The sequence below is a fragment of the Amycolatopsis sp. NPDC000009 genome (genome assembly GCF_055563465.1).
This window is the reverse complement of sequence record NZ_JBVHDI010000002.1, coordinates 397,740-413,189: the sequence shown is the minus strand read 5'-3', so window position 1 is coordinate 413,189 and position 15,450 is coordinate 397,740. Positions and strand designations below refer to the sequence as shown.

Here is a 15,450-nt window from a genome sequence, read left to right as displayed (position 1 = left end):
CGGAAGAGGAGGCACCGCGATGACCACCTTCGACGAACCGGCGACGTTGTCCCCCGGCGAGGCCCGTGCCCTGTTCCGCGCGGGCACCGCCCGCCCGACCACCGGCTGGGCGAACGGGTTCACCCAGACCAATCTGATCGCCGTCCCCGAGGACTGGGCGTACGACGTCCTGTTGTTCTGCCAGCGGAACCCGCAGCCCTGTCCGGTGCTCGACGTCAGCGACCCCGGCGACCCGTCCACCCGGCTGGCGCCCGGCGCGGATCTGCGCACCGACCTGCCGCGGTACCGCGTCTGGCAGAACGGCGCGCTCTCCGGCGAGCTCACGGACGCGAGCGGGCTGTGGCGCAGCGACATGGTCGCGTTCTCGATCGGGTGCAGTTTCACCTTCGAATCGGCGCTGGCCGCGGAGGGCATCCCGTTGCGGCACGTCGACCAGGGCCGCAACGTGGCGATGTACGTGACGAACCGCGAGTGCGTCCCGGCCGGGCGACTGCACGGGCCGATGGTGGTCTCGATGCGGCAGATCCCCGAAGACCGCGTCGACGACGCCGTGCGCATCACCCGCGGGATGCCCGCCGTGCACGGTGCGCCGGTGCACATCGGCGACCCGGCCGCGCTGGGCATCACCGATCTCGGCAAACCCGATTTCGGTGACCCGGTCGACGCGGAACCCGGTGACGTGCCGGTGTTCTGGGCGTGCGGAGTGACCCCGCAGGCGGCGCTGATGGCTTCGCGTCCGCCGTTCGCGATCACGCACGCGCCGGGCTACATGTTCGTGACCGACAAACTCGACAGTGAGTTCAGGGTGGCCTGATGGATCTCAACAGTGACCTCGGCGAAGGTTTCGGCGCCTGGAAGATGGGCGACGACGACGCCATGCTCGACATCGTCACCAGCGCGAACGTCGCCTGCGGCTTCCACGCCGGCGACCCGTCGGTGATGCGTCGTGTCTGCGAGCGCGCGGCGGAGCGCGGTGTCGTCATCGGCGCCCACGTCGCCTACCGCGATCTGGCCGGCTTCGGGCGGCGGGCGATGGACGTCGCCCCCGCCGATCTGGCCGACGACGTGCTCTACCAGATCGGCGCGCTGGACGCGTTCGCCCGCGCGGCGGGCTCGCGGGTGCGGTACGTCAAACCGCACGGGGCGTTGTACAACACGGCCGCGGTGGATCCGGAGCAGGCGGCCGCGGTGGTGGAAGGGATCCGGCGATTCCACCCCGGGCTCGCGCTGCTGTGCCCGCCGGGGTCGGAAATGGCCAAGCAGGCCGAAAAGGCCGGGTTCCCCGCGTACGCCGAGGCGTTCGCGGACCGCGCGTACACGCCCGAAGGTCTTCTTGTCTCCCGGAAGCTGCCGGGCGCCGTGCTCCACGACGCCGAAGAGGTGGCCGCGCGGGCGGTCACGATGGCGACCACCGGCAAGGTCGTCGCCGCCGACGGGACCGAACTGGCACTTCAGCCGCATTCGCTGTGCGTGCACGGCGACACCCCCGGCGCCGTCGAACTGGCGCGGCGGATCCGCGCGGGACTCGACGCCGCCGGTGTCCACATCGGACCCTTCATCGAGGCCGCGTGATGCGAGTGCTGCCCTATGGGGCGCGTGCGGCCATGGTCGACTTCGACGATCCGTCGGAGGTACTCGGGCTGCACGCGTCACTGGAGCAGGACCCGCCGGACGGCGTCGTCGAACTGGTCCCCGCCGCGCGGACCCTGCTCATCCGGTTCGATCCCGGCCGGACCCACCACGACCGGCTCGCCGGCGACGTCCTCGACCGGTCCACGGTGGACGTCAAACCGCGCGAGGCCGCCGAGATCGTCGTGCCGGTGCGCTACGACGGCCCGGACCTCGCCGACGTCGCGGCCGCCGCCGGCATGTCGGCGGAAGCGGTCGTCCGGCGGCACGAGGACGGCACCTACGTCTCGGCGTTCTGCGGTTTCGCTCCCGGGTTCGCCTACCTGACCGGACTCGACCCGGCGCTGCACCTGCCGCGCCGGACGAGCCCGCGCACGCGGGTCCCCGCCGGCTCGGTCGCGATCGCGGGCGAATACACGGCGGTGTACCCGAACGCCTCCCCCGGCGGCTGGCAGCTGATCGGGCGGACCTCGCTGCCGGTGTGGGACGTCGAGCGGGAGCCGCCGAACCTGCTGGCACCCGGCACCCGGATCCGGTTCACTTCATGACCGCGAAGATCGAAGTGGTCCGGCCCGGGGTCTTCGCCACCGTGCAGGATCTCGGGCGGCCCGGGCTGGCCGCGATCGGCGTCGGCCGGTCCGGCGCCGCCGACCGCGGTTCGCTGCGGCTGGCGAACCGGCTGGTCGGGAACCCCGAGAGCCACTCGGCCCTGGAATCCGTTCTGGGCGGCCTCGTCCTGCGGTTCTCCGCTCCGGCGACCGTCGCCGTCACCGGCGCGCCCTGCCCGATCATCGCCGGCGGGCGGGCTTTCGGCCCCGGCTCGCCGATTTTCGTGCGGGCGGGCGAAGAACTCGCCCTCGGGATGGCTTCCCACGGCTTGCGTTGTTACGTCGCCGTGCGCGGCGGCATCGACGTCCCTCCGGTGCTGGGCGCGCGGGCGACCGACACGCTGGGCAAACTCGGCCCGCCCGCGCTTTCGGCCGGGATGACCTTGCCGGTGGGGCAGGAGGTGTTGGCCCACCCCGGGGTGGATCTCGCTCCTCTTGCTTCTTTGCCCGACGAACCGGTTCTGCGAGTCACCCCAGGGCCCCGGGTGCCGTGGTTCGTTCCCGGCGCACTGTCCACTTTGGTCTCTTCCGGTTACGTCGCCACCGCCGACGTCGATCGGGTGGGCGTGCGGCTCGACGGTCCCGTGTTGTCGCGGGCACGTGGTGGCGAACTGCCACCCGAGGCCGCCGTTCCGGGCGCGGTGCAGGTCCCTCCTTCGGGGCAACCGATCCTGTTCCTGGCGGACCATCCGGTGACCGGGGGCTACCCGGTGATCGCGGTGGCGGACGAGGCGGATCTGGATCTGGCCGCGCAGGTGCGGCCGGGGCAGCGGGTGCGGTTCCGCCTGACTTGAGTGCGTTCTAACGACCCGAACCCCACACGAGACCCTGGTGTTTGTTGCCCCCGAGGCCATGAAGGGGTTCTTCACGTACTCGCCGGGTCCCGTTGGGTGCTGGGCTCGACCGGGGGTTGGGGGGGGGGCAGAATTAAACAAGAATTATGTTTTTGTTTTGGTTTTAATAAACCGCCGCGGGCGGCGCCCCCCCCCCCCGGGGGGGTCGTCGCCCCCCGCGGGGTGGCGGGTGGGGGGGCGGTGGGCGCGGTGTGTTAGCAACCCCACTTCACTCACTTCGATGTGTTCTTCGGGCGCCCCCCCCAACGCCGGCCGTGGCCGCGCCAGGCCAGAGCTGTCCGTGTCGCTCCCAAGTCCCGAAACCCGCAAAGTGATGTTCAACCGCCCCACCAGCCCCAGCGCCGGATCGGCCGTCCCCGGCAAGATCCGGGGCACGCCGTGGAAGGCCAGCCGCGACTCCCCGCCGAACACGAACAGATCCCCCGACCGGAGATCCACATCCGTATACGGCCGTCCACGATCGACCGTGTTCCCGAACCGGAAGACGCAGGCGTCCCCCAGGCTCAGCGACACGACGGGCTCCAGCGAAGCCTCGTCCTTGTCCTGATGCAGCCCCATCTTCGCGGCGGAGTCGTAGAAGTTCACCAGCGCGATGTCCGGCTCGTACGACGACGAGCCGTAAGCGGCGGCGACGGCCCGCCGTCCCAGGTCACCCAGCCACGAAGGAAACGGCAGGACCGGGGAGCCGTCCGCGGTCACCTTCGAGTACCGGTACGGGTGCCAGTGCCAGCCGAGGCAGACCGTCCGCACCGACATGACGCCGCCGTTCGGCAACCGCGTCCGCCGGTAGCCACGCCAGCCCCGGCAAGCTTCGACCAGACGGCGTTGTCCGCCGAGGTCGAGCCAGTCGGGAACATGCACCGCACCGGGCGCGACTTCGGTCCGCGGGCGAGGGATCAGCGCGTCCACGCGTCGAGTCTGCCAGGACGCGCGCCGACGATCCGGTGGCCCCGTACCAGGACACCCGCCGCGGCGAACCAGAGCAGCACGGACCGGCCGAACCGCGGCCGGGACGGAGCGTCCATGACTGTCACGGCCGACGAAGCTGCCACAAAACGCCGGGGGAAGCCACCTTTCGGACTACTCCGATCGGCCGGTTGACCGCAGTGCGTTCACCCGGTCACGGTGCGAATTCGACCACCGTCACCCCGGCCCGCGCGGGAACCGGGTCGTTCATCTCCGCGAGGACCGCGGGGACGTCGTCGAGGCCGACCCGGTTGCCGATCATGCCTTCGAGGTCGATTCCGGCCGTCTCCACCACCCGCAGCATCTCGGGGTACTCGTGTGCTTGCAGCCCGTGGATGCCGACGATCTCCAGCTCCCCGCCGATCACCCGGTGCATCGGGATCGGCGCCACGCCCTGCGCGGGCGGCATCAGCCCGGCTTGGACGTGTCGCCCCCGCTTCCGGAGGCTGCCGACCGAGGCGGCGCAGGTGGTCGGTGAGCCGAGGCAGTCGAGCGACACGTGCGCGCCGCCGCCGGTCAGATCGCGGACGTGCGCCGCGACGGCTTCATGGCCTTCGAACGCGGACGGATCGACGGCCGAAGAAGCCCCCATCCGCACAGCCAGCGCCCTGGCCCGCGGGGACGGGTCGACGGCGACGACCGTCGCACCGGCCGCGACGGCCAGCAGGATCGCCGAGACACCGACACCACCGCAGCCGTAGACCGCGACGTGCTGCCCCGGCCGCACCCCGCCCTGGCGCAGCACGGCCCGGAACGCCGTCCCGAAGCGGCAGCCCAGCGCCGCCGCTTCGGCCGCCGACAGCGAGTCCGGCAGGGCCACGAGGTTGACCTCGGCGTTCTCGATGGCGACGTACTCGGCGAACGAGCCCCAGTGGGTCGCGCCCGGCTGGAACTCGCGGTCGCAGATCTGCTGGTCACCGGCCGCGCACTGGGCGCAGGTGCCGCAGGCGCAGACGAACGGCACGGTCACCCGGTCGCCCACCGACCAGCCGCGCACGCCCTCGCCGAGCGACGCGATCCGGCCGGCGAGTTCGTGCCCGGCGACGTGCGGCAGCTTCACCGACGTGTCGTGCCCCTGCCAGGAGTGCCAGTCGCTACGGCACACCCCGGTCGCCTCGACGACGATCACCACCCCGCCCGGCGGCGCGACGGGATCCGGCACCTCGCGTACCTCGGGCAGCACCCCGAACTCCTCGAAGACGACCGCCCGCACTCGTGCTCCCTACGTGTCCCGGCTTCTCGGCATCACGATGCCCTCGCCGGGCACCGTACACCGGGCCGACCGCCCTCGCGGCGGTCCCAGAAGCCGCGACAGGGACTCCGGCGGAACCCCGAGGACGTCCTCGAGATTCTTGAGCACCAGCAGGGATTCCGGCCGTTCCGGACGGCAGCGGCCGGACTGCCAGTGGCTCAGCGTCGCGAGACTGACCGAGCACCCCCGCCCCCTGAGCCGGTACCGGATCCGATCGAGTCCGAGGCCCCGCGCCCTGATCGCCGCCCTGAGGGCGTCCGCGAACGGCCCCGTCTCCAGCAGCCGCCTGAGTTCACGTCCTTCCGCCACCCCCCGGTCGATGGTGTGTGTCCGCTGACCGGTCATCTTCATCGCCTTCGTACGCTCGCTAGCCACCCGGAATAGCGCAGCCTAGGCGCGGGATCACATGATCGGAAGGGTCTTCGATCACCTATCGGCGCGGCAGGCGGGTGACGTAATTATGCAGAGACGTAGGGAAAATTCCCACCGCGGCCGATCCACGTCCACAGTGGACACGGGTTCAGCGGAGCGCGACCGACAGCGCCTGCGCGATCTCCTTGCCGATGGCGTGCGTCGCCGCGTCCGGCGGCGAGCCGACCTTGACCACCATCGGGCCGCCGAACGGCTGGCGCTCGACCACCTCGATCCGCTCGCCGAGGCCGATGGAGTGCTCGGTGAGGTAGCGCAGGAGCTCCGGATCGGTGTCCCAGACGCGGACGATTTCGCCGACCGCGCCGGGCGGGAGGTCGTCGAGGATGCGCATCGGCATCTCCTCGACGCTGCCGTCGGGGGCCGGGATGGGGTCGCCGTGCGGGTCGCGCACCGGGTTGCCGAGCTTCGCGGCGATCCGTTCGACGAGCCTGTCCGACACCGCGTGTTCGAGCGCGTCGGCCTCGGCGTGGACCTCGTCCCAGGTGTAGCCGAGTTCGGACACCAGGTAGGTCTCGATCAGCCGGTGGCGGCGGAGCACGGAGCGGGCCAGCAGCCTGCCCTCGGTGGTCAGCTCGATCCCCCGGTACGGGACGTGCGCGACCAGCCCGAGCTGGGAGAGTTTGGTGACCATGCCGGACGCCGACGACGGGCTGACCTCCAGCCGTCCGGCCAGCGACGTGTTGGTGACGGCCTCACCGCGTTCCACCAGCCCGTAGATCACCCGGACGTAGTCCTCCACGGACGACGACCTGCGGCTTGCCCCTTCACCCATGCGTGCGAGTTTACGGCTTGCCGTTCACCTGCGGCTCACCCAGCGTGCGGTCGCCAGCGGTACCGGATCCAGCCGGGGACGGGGTCGGCGCCGAGCTGGGCGTAGAACGCCTCGCCCTTCTCGTTGCCCTCTTGCATGTCCCATTCGACCCGGCCGGGTGTCCGCGCGCTCAGCTCGTCGAGCAGCTCCCGCCCGAGCCCGAAGCGGCGGTGTTCCGGGCGCACGAAGAGGTCGTCGAGCCAGATCCCCGGCCTGGCCTCCCAGGTGGAGAAGTTCCAGCTGCAGAAGGCGAAGCCCGCGATCTTGCCCGGTTCCCCCGGAGGGGTGGCCAGCAGCACCCAGGCCTTCGGGTCGGGCCCGAAGAGGAACCCGGCCATCTCCTGCCTGTCGAGTTTCAGATCGTGTTTGTCCTCGTAGACCGCGTGCTCCTCGATGAGCGCGCAGATCTCCTCGATGTCGTCCGCGACCGCGTCCCGTACCGGCATGGGTCTCAGCTCCGTTCGTAGACGATGTCGCCGCCGACGGCGGTGGCGACGACGTGGATGGAATCCAATGTGGACTCGTCGGTCGGGTCGGCCGAGAGGACGGCGAAGTCGGCGAGCTTGCCGATCTCCAGCGTGCCCAGGTCCTTCTCGGCGAAAGCGGCGTACGCGGATCCGTACGTGTACGCACGCAGGGCTTCGGCGGGGGTGAGCCGCTCATCGGGGCCCAGAACGACCCCGGAGGCGGTCTTCCGGCGCACCATGTCGGCCAGCGCGAGCAGCGGCGCCCCCTCGACGACCGGGCGGTCCGAGCTGGCCGGGAGCACGCATCCCGCGTCGAGCAGGCTCTTGAGCCGGTAGCACCACGGCTCGCGTCCGGGGCCCAGCGCGGCCCGCATGCCGTCGCCGATCTCGTTGACGAACCGGCCCTGCGGCGAGGCGATCAGCCCCAGCGACGCCAGCCGCTTCAGTTCCTCGGGGCGCAGCACCGCGCAGTGCTCGATGCGGTGCCGGTGATCGGGCCGAGGGCCGGCCTTGAGCGCGGCCTCGTAGGCGTCGAGGACGACCGTGATCGCGCGGTCGCCGATGGCGTGCGTCGCGATCTGCCAGCCCGCCTCGTGCGCGGCGGCGATCGTCCTGGCGATCTCGTCCTCGGGCACCTGGAAGTAGCCGACGTTGTCCGGCTCGCCCGCGAACGGCTCGTGCATCGCGCAGGTGCGGCCGATCAGCGATCCGTCGGCGAACAGCTTCATCGCGCCGATCCGCAGCCATTCGTCCCCGAACCCGGTGCGCATTCCGAGGTCGAGCCCGAAGCCCGCGCCCGCGTCCAGCTCGTGCAGCACGCTCGCGGCGACCATCACCGTGCTCCGCACCCGCAGTACCCCGCGCTCGCGAGCCAGCTGGTACGCGGCGAGTTCGGCGGGGGTCTCCCCCACGAGGCCCCCGCCGATCCCGGCCTCCTGGACACTCGTGATGCCCTCGGCCAGGTACCGCTCGCTCGCCCTGTCCAGCCCGCGGACGACCCGGTCCACCGGCGTCGGGTAGGTCAGCGGCCGCAGCAGGAGCTGGGCCTGCTCGCGCAGCAGACCGGTCGGCGAACCGTCCTCGTCGCGGACGACGTCGCCGCCCACCGGCACGTTCGCCAGGTCCAGCCGCTCCAGGACCGCGGAGTTGACCACGGTCATATGCCCGGAAGTGTGCTTGAGCCGCACGAGGTGCCCGGGAGCGGCGCGATCGAGCCCCTGCCTCGTCGGGTGGCCGCCGGCGAGCTTGTTCTGGTCGTAGCCGCTCCCGACGATCCAGCCGCCCGGAGGGGTTTCGGCCGCGCGCCGCGCGACGGCGTCGTACACCTCGTCGACACTGCGGCAATCCGAGAGGGCGACGTCGTCGAGCGCCATGCCGAACCAGGCCATGTGGTTGTGCGCGTCGTGGAAGCCGGGCACCACCACGGAACCGCCGAGGTCCACGCGCTGCTTCGCGGAAAGCGTGGCCGCGTCGTCGCCTAACGCGACGATTCGTCCGTTCAGCACCGCAATCGCTACGGATTCCTCCGCTCCGGTGAGGAACCGGGCGTTCTCGTAGACCGTGTCGACCCGCATGGATCTGACTCTATCGATCGATCGATCGGTCGTCTAGGCTCGGCGTCATGAGCACCGTGGACTACGCACTCGACGACGGAATCGCGGTCATCTGGCTGAACCGCCCCGAACGGCTCAACGCGGTGGTCGCCGAACTGGTCGACAACCTGCTGGAGGCACTCGACGCGGCCGCGCGGTCGGACGCGCGCGCCGTCGTGCTGGCCGGGCGGGGACGCGCGTTCTGCGCCGGTCACGACCTCAAGGAGCCCACCCCGCCGGGTGATTCACGCCATCGGCTCGACCGGCTACAGGACGTGACGCGCCGTCTGCGCGGACTGCGCCAGCCCGTCATCGCCGCGGTCCACGGCTACGCGATCGGCGCGGGCGCCGAGTTCGCGATGGGCTGCGACCTGATCCTCGCCGCCGAAGACGCGGTGTTCGCCTTCCCGGAGGTCTCCCTCGGCCTGAGCGTCACGGGCGCGGCGTCGCGGTTGCTGCCGCTGCTGGTCGGCCCGCTGAAGGCCAAGGAGCTCCTGCTGCTGGGCGAACGCGTGAGCGGCGCCGAGGCGGCCGGACTCGGCCTGGTCAACGCCGCCCTGCCCGTCGACGACCTGATGGGCACCGCCCTCGCCTGGGCGGCCAAGATCGCCGCGCATCCGGCGGCCGCGGCCACGATGGCCAAACGCGCCCTAGATTCCGGTATCGACAGTTCCCTCGACGCCGCTCTCGAACTCGAAGTCAGTCACGCGCTGATCACCGAGCACTCCGCCGAGGTCGCCGCCTCGGCCGAGGCGTTCCGGAGCCGGGCATGACCTCGCTCGCCGGAATCGACACCCTCCTCGGCCTGACCACCAGGGCCGCCGCGCTCTGGCCGGACAAGACGGCGTGGATCTTCGACTCCACCGGAGAGAACTTCACGTTCGCCGACGTCGACGCGCGCAGCACCGAGTTCGCCCGCGCGCTGCTGGAACTGGGCGTGGAACCGGGTGACCGGGTCGCGGTGATGCTGCGCAACCAGCCGGAGTTCCCGTTGCTGTGGCTGGCCTTGGCCAAGATCGGCGGCGTGCTCGTCCCGGTCAACACCGGGTACCGCGAGTTCGACGGCGCCCACGTCCTGCGGCATTCGGGCGCCAGGTTCGCCGTGGCCGCCGAGGAATTCCTGGAGCTGCTGAACAAGATCGCGCCCGAGACGTCGCTGGAGCACGTGCTCACGCCCGGCGAACTCACCGGCTCCGGTGCCGCCCCGGCCTTCACGAGCGAAGCCGAGCGCCCGGTCAACATCCAGTACACCTCGGGAACGACGGGCGCGCCCAAGGGTTGCGTACTGCCGAACCGGTATTGGACGACCCTCGCCGTCGGCCTGGCCACGGACTACCCGTCGGTCGGCGCGGACGACGTCATCCTGACCGCGCAACCGTTCCACTACATCGATCCACAGTGGAACGTCGCGCTGGGGCTCGCGGGCGGCGCGACCCTGGTGGTGCTCGACCGCTTCCACCCGTCGACGTTCTGGGACAAGGTCCGCGAACACGGCGTCACCTGGTTCTACTGCCTCGGCCTGATGCCCACCCTTCTGCTGCGCCAGCCGGAAAGCGAGCTGGACAAGGCACACCAGGTCCGCGCGATCTGCGCTTCGGCCATCCCGCGCGACCTGCACGCCGCGCTCGAAGCGCGCTGGGACACACCGTGGTACGAGGCCTTCGGCATGACCGAGACCGGCGGCGACATCCGGATGCACCCGGCGGACCACGAGGAGACCGTCGGCACCGGCTGCCTCGGCAGGCCGACGCCGGCCCGTGAGGTGATGATCGCCGGCGAGGACGGGAAACCCCTGCCGCGCGGGGAAACCGGTGAGCTGCTGATCCGCGGGGTCGGCCTGATGCACGGCTACCACGACGATCCCGAAGCGACCAGGCGCGCGTTCGACGGCGGCTGGTTCCACACCGGCGACCTGGCCACAATGGACGGCGAAGGCCGCGTGTACTACGTGGGCCGCACGAAGGACATGATCCGCCGCAGCGGCGAGAACATCTCCGCGGACGAAGTCGAACGGGCGCTGCAACTGCATCCGGCGGTGAAGCTCGCCGCTGTCATCGCGGTGCCGGACGACATCCGCGGCGAGGAGGTCAAGGCGTACATCGTCCTCGACGAGAACGAGGGCCACCGGTGCGAACCGGCCGAACTGGCGGAGTTCTGCTCGGCGAAACTGGCCTACTTCAAGGTTCCCCGGTTCTGGGTCGTCGTGCCGGAACTGCCGATGACACCGTCGGAACGGGTCGCGAAGGGTGAGCTCAAGAAGGCGCGCGACCTCCGCGCCGGTTCCTGGGACAGGACCACCGACTCATGGCTCTGAACATGGACCCTCGGCGGGAAAAAGAACCTCGGGTCGTGAACACCCGCGAGCGAGTCCGCCAGGCGGCGGTGAAACTGTTCGCCGCCAAGGGGTTCCACGGCACCGGCATCCGGGATCTGGCGCAGGAGGCGGAACTGTCGTCCGCCAGCCTGTACCACTACATGGGCACCAAAGAGGATCTGCTGGTCGCCATCATGAACGAGTCGCTGCGGCGCCTGCTCGACGCGGCCGAGCGGGCGACCGCCGGGCTCTCCGATCCCGTGTCGCGGCTCGGCTCCCTGGTGGCGCTGCACGTGCTCGCGCACGCCATCCAACCGGATGACACCCGCGTGGTGGACAACGAGGTCCACGCGCTCACCCCCGCCGCCAGGGCCGAGGTGGTGGGGCTGCGCGACGCCTACGAAAGGCTGTGGGCGGACGCCATCGAGGACGGTGTCGCGGCGGGTGTCTTCCACACCGACCAGCCTTCGGTCACCCGGCTCGCACTGGTGGAGATGTGCAGCGGGGTCGCGCGCTGGTATTCGCCGTCGGGGCCGCTCACCCTGGATCAGCTGGCCGCGCATTACGCGGAACTGGCGCTGCGGGCGCTCGCCTGTGAAGGCAGGCTGGACGTCACGGCGTTGCAAAACTGCCGTGAAGTGGTCTCGGGAGTGTGGCGAGTGCCCGTTTAGCGGCGCCTTTAGGCCGGTACGCCTTGCTCAGACGGCTTCTCTGGGGGACGCTCGAAGGGTGACTGAGCAAACGATCCAACTCGAACTGGACGACTCGGGTCTCTCGCCGGCGTTGCCGGTGCCTTCGAACCCCCGTGATCAGGTGCAGGACGTCCCCTACCGCCCGGTGGGATTCCGGGACGACGACCTGCCCACGGCGCTCGAACGGTGCGCGACATGGCTACGCCAGGCTCAGGAGTGGCTCGGGGAACCGGTCGATGTGCTGGCCGTCCATCTGGACTACGACGACCGCAAGGGTTCGCCGTATTACGACGTGAAACTTCTCTGCAACGAGGAGGACCTGGCCGGGGTCCCGATCGCGATGCGGAACCAGAAGGAAGACTAGAGAAGTCCGTGAAGGCCTCCTTCCCTACCTTGAGAGTAGGGAAGGAGGCCTTCACGGCATGTCCGGCAGGGTCAGCCCAGGGTGCCGCCGACCTTGACGTGCCCCTTGAGCAGGTTGCGCGCGATGGTCCGGCGCTGGATCTCGTCGGTGCCCTCGTAGATCCGCAGCAGCCGCAGTTCGCGGTACCACCGCTCGACCGGCAGTTCCCGCGTGTAGCCCATCCCGCCGTGGATCTGCAGGACCCGGTCGACGATCTCGTTCGCCTTCACGCCGCCGTACAGCTTTGCCATCGACTGCGCGTGCCGTGAGTCCAGCTTCTGGTCGACCTGCCAGGCGGCGTGCAGCACCAGCCAGCGCAGGGCCTCCAGTTCGGTGCCGGAATCCGCGATCATCCACTGGATGGCCTGGCGCTCGGCGATCTTCTGCCCGAACGTCTCCCGTGTGTTCGCGTGCTCGATGGCCATGGAGATCAGCCGCTCGCAGGAGCCGATCGCGCGGGCGGGCAGCAGGTAGCGGCCGGCGCCGATCCACTGCATGGCCAGGTCGAAACCGTGGCCGAGCTCGCCGAGGATCTGCGTCTCCGGCACGCGGACGTCCTCGAAGACCAGCGCGGCCGGGCCCCATTCGCCCATGGTGTCGATGTATTCGGACTTCCAGCCGGCGTCCCGGTCGACGAGGAAGCAGGTGACGCCGCCGTTCGCGCCCTTCTCCGGGTCGGTGATCGCGAAGACCATCACGAAGTCGGCCTCGTTGCCGCCGGTGATGAAGGTCTTCTCGCCGTTGATGACCCAGTCCGTGCCGTCCTTGCGGGCGGAGGTCCGGATGGCCTTGGCGTCCGAGCCCGCGCCGGGTTCGGTGATCGCGAAGCACGACTTGCGTTCGCCGGAGATCGTCGGGAGCAGGTAGCGCTCCTTCTGCTCGTCGTTGGCGTAGTAGAGGATGTTGTCCGCGGCGCCGCCGAACCGGAACGGCACGAACGTGCGGCCGAGTTCGGCCTCCAGCAGCGCGGTCATCACCGCGGACAGGCCCATGCCGCCGTACTCCTCGGGCGTCTGCACACCCCAGAAGCCGGATTCCTTGGCCTTCAGCTGGAGTTCGCGCAGCTCGTCGGCGGTCAGGCCGGGCTGACCGGCGCGTTCGCGGCGCAGCACCTCCTGCTCACGCGGCATGAGGTCGCGCTGGACGAACGTGCGGACCCAGTCGCGCACCTCGCGTTCCTCGACGCTCAGAGAGAAATCCATGGTCAGCCCGCTCCTGTTCGACAGTGACCTAGCGCTGACTAAGCGCTCGCTTAGCCCAGCGTACCGCTTCGGTTGTCGTTCGCCGAGGAGATGTCATAAGTTTTCGCAACCTGTCCCCACTTCGTCGAAGGGCACCCATGAGCACGGAAGCACCCGCGGCGAAGCGGGACCGCACCCATTACCTCTACATCGCCGTCATCGCGGCGGTGGCGCTCGGCATCGCGGTCGGCATCCTGTTCCCCGCCATCGGCAAGGAACTGAAGCCGCTTGGGACCGGGTTCGTGAACCTGATCAAGATGATGATCTCGCCGATCATCTTCTGCACGATCGCGCTCGGCGTCGGTTCGGTGGCGAAGGCGGCGAAGGTCGGCCGCGTCGGCGGGCTCGCGATCGGCTACTTCCTGATCATGTCGACGGTCGCGCTGGTCATCGGCCTGGTCGTCGGCAACATCCTCCAGCCCGGCACCGGGCTGCACCTGACCCCCGAGATCGCCGAAAAGGGTCAGGACCAGATCGCCAAGAGCGAGGGCACCGTCGACTTCCTCCTCGGGATCATCCCGAAGACGCTGGTCTCGGCGTTCACCGAGGGCGAGGTGCTGCAGACGCTGCTGGTCGCGCTGCTCGCCGGGTTCGCGCTGCAGAAACTGGGCTCGAAGGGCGAGCCGATCCGCCGCGGCATCGAACACATCCAGCGGCTCGTGTTCCGGATCCTGGCGATGATCATGTGGGCGGCCCCGGTCGGCGCGTTCGGCGCGATCGCCGCCGTCGTCGGCGAGACCGGCTGGAAGGCACTGCAGAGCCTCGCGGTGATCATGCTCGGCTTCTACATCACCTGTGCGTTGTTCGTGTTCGTGGTGCTCGGGCTGATCCTCGGCCTGCTCGCCAGGGTCAACATCTTCAAGCTGCTGAAATACCTCGGCCGCGAGTTCCTGCTGATCCTTTCGACGTCGTCGTCGGAGTCGGCGCTGCCGCGGCTGATCGCGAAGATGGAGCACGCCGGCGTCTCCAAACCGGTCGTCGGCATCACCGTGCCGACCGGGTACTCGTTCAACCTCGACGGCACGGCCATCTACCTGACGATGGCGTCCATCTTCATCGCGGACGCGCTCGACAAACCGCTGACCATCGGCGAGCAGATCTCCTTGCTGGTGTTCATGATCATCGCGTCGAAGGGCGCGGCCGGGGTCACCGGCGCGGGACTGGCGACGCTGGCGGGCGGGCTGTCCTCGCACCGGCCGGAGCTGGTGGACGGCGTCGGGTTCATCGTCGGCATCGACCGGTTCATGTCCGAGGCACGCGCGCTGACGAACTTCGCGGGCAACGCCGTCGCGACCGTGCTGATCGGCACCTGGACCAACGAGATCGACCGGGAGCAGCTGGACCGGACGCTGGACGGCCGATCGCCGTTCGACGAGGCGACGCTGCTCGACGAAAACGCGAGTGATGCCAGTGTCGGATCGGGTACAAAGGAGACGTGATCGAATGCGCGGTCCGCTGGTCGGAGCCCCTTCCCGCCGAACCCCGGTTCCTGGCCCTGCTCGATGAGCTGGAGCAGGGCCGGTACGGAAACTACCGCCAGGACATCGACAAACGCCGGTTCCTGACCGGCCGGGTCCTGGCGAAGACGGTCGCCGCCGAGCGGCTCGGGATGGCCGTCGAGGACGTGAGCTTCGACGCGACCTGTGACGACTGCGGCAAACCGCACGGGCGGCCCCGGGTCCCCGGCGCGCCGCTGATGCTGTCGATCTCGCATTCCGGCGACCTGATCGGCGTCGCGGCCACCGGGGGGACTGCGGTCGGCCTCGACGTCGAGACGGCCACCAGGCGGGCCGAGGACTCGCTCATGGAGTACGCGCTGACCCCCGCCGAGCTGGCCGCGATCGCCGGGCTGTCCGACGACGAGCGCACGACGGCGTTCTTCACCTACTGGACGCGCAAGGAAGCGGTCATGAAGGCGACCGGGAAGGGCCTCAAGATCCCGCTGCAGAGCATCACGTTCTCCGGCTACGACGAGCAGGCGCGGCTGGTGCGGTCGAGCCACCAGGCCCTCGACCCGGACCGCACCCGGCTCGCGGACCTGAAGGCGGCCGAGGGTTACCGGGCCGCCGTCGCGCTGCTGACCTCGGACGACATCTCGGTCACCGAAGACTTCACACCCCTCTGACGCCCCGCGTTTCGTCCTCTGAATGCGGTAGTTGCGCGTGCAAGGACCGCATTCAGAGGACGAA

General features: G+C 70.0%; 17 protein-coding genes and 1 pseudogene. 10 read left to right on the top strand and 8 right to left on the bottom strand.

Features of this window, described 5'->3' with window-relative positions; all coding sequences use genetic code 11:
• Positions 1-19 precede the first annotated feature (19 nt).
• The 4 genes from ACZ3HL_RS08065 to ACZ3HL_RS08050 are packed head-to-tail and all read left to right on the top strand — an operon-like array spanning position 20 to position 3,031.
• The gene (locus ACZ3HL_RS08065) at positions 20-814 is read left to right on the top strand and encodes a putative hydro-lyase (protein ID WP_034305879.1); all 795 of its coding nucleotides are present in this window, start codon (positions 20-22) and stop codon (positions 812-814) included.
• A complete protein-coding gene (locus ACZ3HL_RS08060; RefSeq protein ID WP_465529596.1) occupies positions 814-1,572 on the top strand; it encodes a LamB/YcsF family protein in 759 nt (252 codons plus the stop codon). Before ACZ3HL_RS08065 ends, ACZ3HL_RS08060 begins: the two co-directional genes overlap by 1 nt.
• Positions 1,572-2,177, top strand: a complete 606-nt coding sequence (locus ACZ3HL_RS08055; protein WP_465529594.1) for a 5-oxoprolinase subunit B family protein — start codon at positions 1,572-1,574, stop codon at positions 2,175-2,177. The genes ACZ3HL_RS08060 and ACZ3HL_RS08055 overlap by 1 nt, the downstream gene beginning before the upstream one ends.
• The gene (locus tag ACZ3HL_RS08050) at positions 2,174-3,031 is read left to right on the top strand and encodes a 5-oxoprolinase subunit C family protein (protein WP_465529592.1); all 858 of its coding nucleotides are present in this window, start codon (positions 2,174-2,176) and stop codon (positions 3,029-3,031) included. The genes ACZ3HL_RS08055 and ACZ3HL_RS08050 overlap by 4 nt, the downstream gene beginning before the upstream one ends.
• 351 nt (positions 3,032-3,382) lie before the next feature.
• Here ACZ3HL_RS08050 and ACZ3HL_RS08045 read toward each other — a convergent pair.
• From ACZ3HL_RS08045 to ACZ3HL_RS08015, 7 genes and pseudogenes are all read right to left on the bottom strand, one after another.
• Positions 3,383-4,000 (bottom strand): annotated as a pseudogene (locus tag ACZ3HL_RS08045) (alpha-ketoglutarate-dependent dioxygenase AlkB family protein); the annotation flags it as partial.
• Complete coding sequence (locus tag ACZ3HL_RS08040; protein WP_465530048.1) at positions 3,988-4,125, bottom strand: hypothetical protein; 138 nt, start codon at positions 4,123-4,125, stop codon at positions 3,988-3,990. The gene ACZ3HL_RS08040 and the pseudogene ACZ3HL_RS08045, both read right to left, overlap by 13 nt.
• A gap of 86 nt (positions 4,126-4,211) precedes the next feature.
• On the bottom strand, positions 4,212-5,270 hold the full coding sequence (locus tag ACZ3HL_RS08035) for an alcohol dehydrogenase catalytic domain-containing protein (protein WP_465529590.1): 1,059 nt from the start codon (positions 5,268-5,270) through the stop codon (positions 4,212-4,214).
• Positions 5,271-5,279: 9 nt separating this feature from the next.
• A complete protein-coding gene (locus ACZ3HL_RS08030) occupies positions 5,280-5,660 on the bottom strand; it encodes a transcriptional regulator (RefSeq protein ID WP_465530007.1) in 381 nt (126 codons plus the stop codon).
• Between the two features lie 169 nt (positions 5,661-5,829).
• Positions 5,830-6,513, bottom strand: coding sequence for a metal-dependent transcriptional regulator (locus ACZ3HL_RS08025; RefSeq protein ID WP_125684091.1), 684 nt, complete (start codon positions 6,511-6,513; stop codon positions 5,830-5,832).
• Positions 6,514-6,548: 35 nt separating this feature from the next.
• A complete protein-coding gene (locus ACZ3HL_RS08020; RefSeq protein ID WP_465410897.1) occupies positions 6,549-6,998 on the bottom strand; it encodes a GNAT family N-acetyltransferase in 450 nt (149 codons plus the stop codon).
• 5 nt (positions 6,999-7,003) lie between these two features.
• Positions 7,004-8,593 carry an amidohydrolase gene (locus tag ACZ3HL_RS08015; RefSeq protein WP_465410896.1) on the bottom strand — a complete coding sequence of 530 codons (1,590 nt, stop codon included), beginning with the start codon at positions 8,591-8,593 and terminating at the stop codon, positions 7,004-7,006.
• 47 nt (positions 8,594-8,640) lie between these two features.
• Between ACZ3HL_RS08015 and ACZ3HL_RS08010 the strand changes: the two genes are divergently transcribed.
• From ACZ3HL_RS08010 to ACZ3HL_RS07995, 4 genes are read left to right on the top strand one after another with little or no spacing between them, the layout of a single operon-like run.
• Positions 8,641-9,384 (top strand): enoyl-CoA hydratase/isomerase family protein, encoded by a 744-nt coding sequence (locus ACZ3HL_RS08010; protein WP_465529588.1) that lies wholly within the window; start codon positions 8,641-8,643, stop codon positions 9,382-9,384.
• Complete coding sequence (locus tag ACZ3HL_RS08005) at positions 9,381-10,925, top strand: ATP-dependent acyl-CoA ligase (protein WP_465529586.1); 1,545 nt, start codon at positions 9,381-9,383, stop codon at positions 10,923-10,925. The genes ACZ3HL_RS08010 and ACZ3HL_RS08005 overlap by 4 nt, the downstream gene beginning before the upstream one ends.
• Positions 10,926-10,960: 35 nt before the next feature.
• On the top strand, positions 10,961-11,596 hold the full coding sequence (locus tag ACZ3HL_RS08000; RefSeq protein ID WP_465529584.1) for a TetR/AcrR family transcriptional regulator: 636 nt from the start codon (positions 10,961-10,963) through the stop codon (positions 11,594-11,596).
• A gap of 58 nt (positions 11,597-11,654) precedes the next feature.
• On the top strand, positions 11,655-11,981 hold the full coding sequence (locus tag ACZ3HL_RS07995; RefSeq protein WP_005155958.1) for a hypothetical protein: 327 nt from the start codon (positions 11,655-11,657) through the stop codon (positions 11,979-11,981).
• Positions 11,982-12,052: 71 nt separating this feature from the next.
• On the opposite strand, the gene ACZ3HL_RS07990 is transcribed toward ACZ3HL_RS07995, so the two are convergent.
• Positions 12,053-13,222 carry an acyl-CoA dehydrogenase family protein gene (locus ACZ3HL_RS07990; protein WP_037347957.1) on the bottom strand — a complete coding sequence of 390 codons (1,170 nt, stop codon included), beginning with the start codon at positions 13,220-13,222 and terminating at the stop codon, positions 12,053-12,055.
• A gap of 137 nt (positions 13,223-13,359) precedes the next feature.
• Between ACZ3HL_RS07990 and ACZ3HL_RS07985 the strand changes: the two genes are divergently transcribed.
• Together ACZ3HL_RS07985 and ACZ3HL_RS07980 are read left to right on the top strand one after the other, a co-directional pair.
• Complete coding sequence (locus tag ACZ3HL_RS07985) at positions 13,360-14,700, top strand: cation:dicarboxylate symporter family transporter (protein ID WP_465529582.1); 1,341 nt, start codon at positions 13,360-13,362, stop codon at positions 14,698-14,700.
• Complete coding sequence (locus tag ACZ3HL_RS07980; protein ID WP_465529580.1) at positions 14,697-15,386, top strand: 4'-phosphopantetheinyl transferase family protein; 690 nt, start codon at positions 14,697-14,699, stop codon at positions 15,384-15,386. The genes ACZ3HL_RS07985 and ACZ3HL_RS07980 overlap by 4 nt, the downstream gene beginning before the upstream one ends.
• Positions 15,387-15,450: the final 64 nt, after the last annotated feature.

What these genes read in the sequence shown, in the direction of transcription:
- ACZ3HL_RS08050 (WP_465529592.1), top strand. Translation starts at nt 2,174, where the DNA reads ATGACCGCGAAGATCGAAGTGGTCCGGCCCGGGGTCTTCGCCACCGTG.
- ACZ3HL_RS08010 (WP_465529588.1), top strand. Translation starts at nt 8,641, where the DNA reads ATGAGCACCGTGGACTACGCACTCGACGACGGAATCGCGGTCATCTGG.
- ACZ3HL_RS08030 (WP_465530007.1), bottom strand. Translation starts at nt 5,660, where the DNA reads ATGAAGATGACCGGTCAGCGGACACACACCATCGACCGGGGGGTGGCG.
- ACZ3HL_RS08020 (WP_465410897.1), bottom strand. Translation starts at nt 6,998, where the DNA reads ATGCCGGTACGGGACGCGGTCGCGGACGACATCGAGGAGATCTGCGCG.
- ACZ3HL_RS08015 (WP_465410896.1), bottom strand. Translation starts at nt 8,593, where the DNA reads ATGCGGGTCGACACGGTCTACGAGAACGCCCGGTTCCTCACCGGAGCG.
- ACZ3HL_RS08025 (WP_125684091.1), bottom strand. Translation starts at nt 6,513, where the DNA reads ATGGGTGAAGGGGCAAGCCGCAGGTCGTCGTCCGTGGAGGACTACGTC.
- ACZ3HL_RS08005 (WP_465529586.1), top strand. Translation starts at nt 9,381, where the DNA reads ATGACCTCGCTCGCCGGAATCGACACCCTCCTCGGCCTGACCACCAGG.
- ACZ3HL_RS08065 (WP_034305879.1), top strand. Translation starts at nt 20, where the DNA reads ATGACCACCTTCGACGAACCGGCGACGTTGTCCCCCGGCGAGGCCCGT.
- ACZ3HL_RS08055 (WP_465529594.1), top strand. Translation starts at nt 1,572, where the DNA reads ATGCGAGTGCTGCCCTATGGGGCGCGTGCGGCCATGGTCGACTTCGAC.
- ACZ3HL_RS07985 (WP_465529582.1), top strand. Translation starts at nt 13,360, where the DNA reads ATGAGCACGGAAGCACCCGCGGCGAAGCGGGACCGCACCCATTACCTC.
- ACZ3HL_RS08060 (WP_465529596.1), top strand. Translation starts at nt 814, where the DNA reads ATGGATCTCAACAGTGACCTCGGCGAAGGTTTCGGCGCCTGGAAGATG.
- ACZ3HL_RS07990 (WP_037347957.1), bottom strand. Translation starts at nt 13,222, where the DNA reads ATGGATTTCTCTCTGAGCGTCGAGGAACGCGAGGTGCGCGACTGGGTC.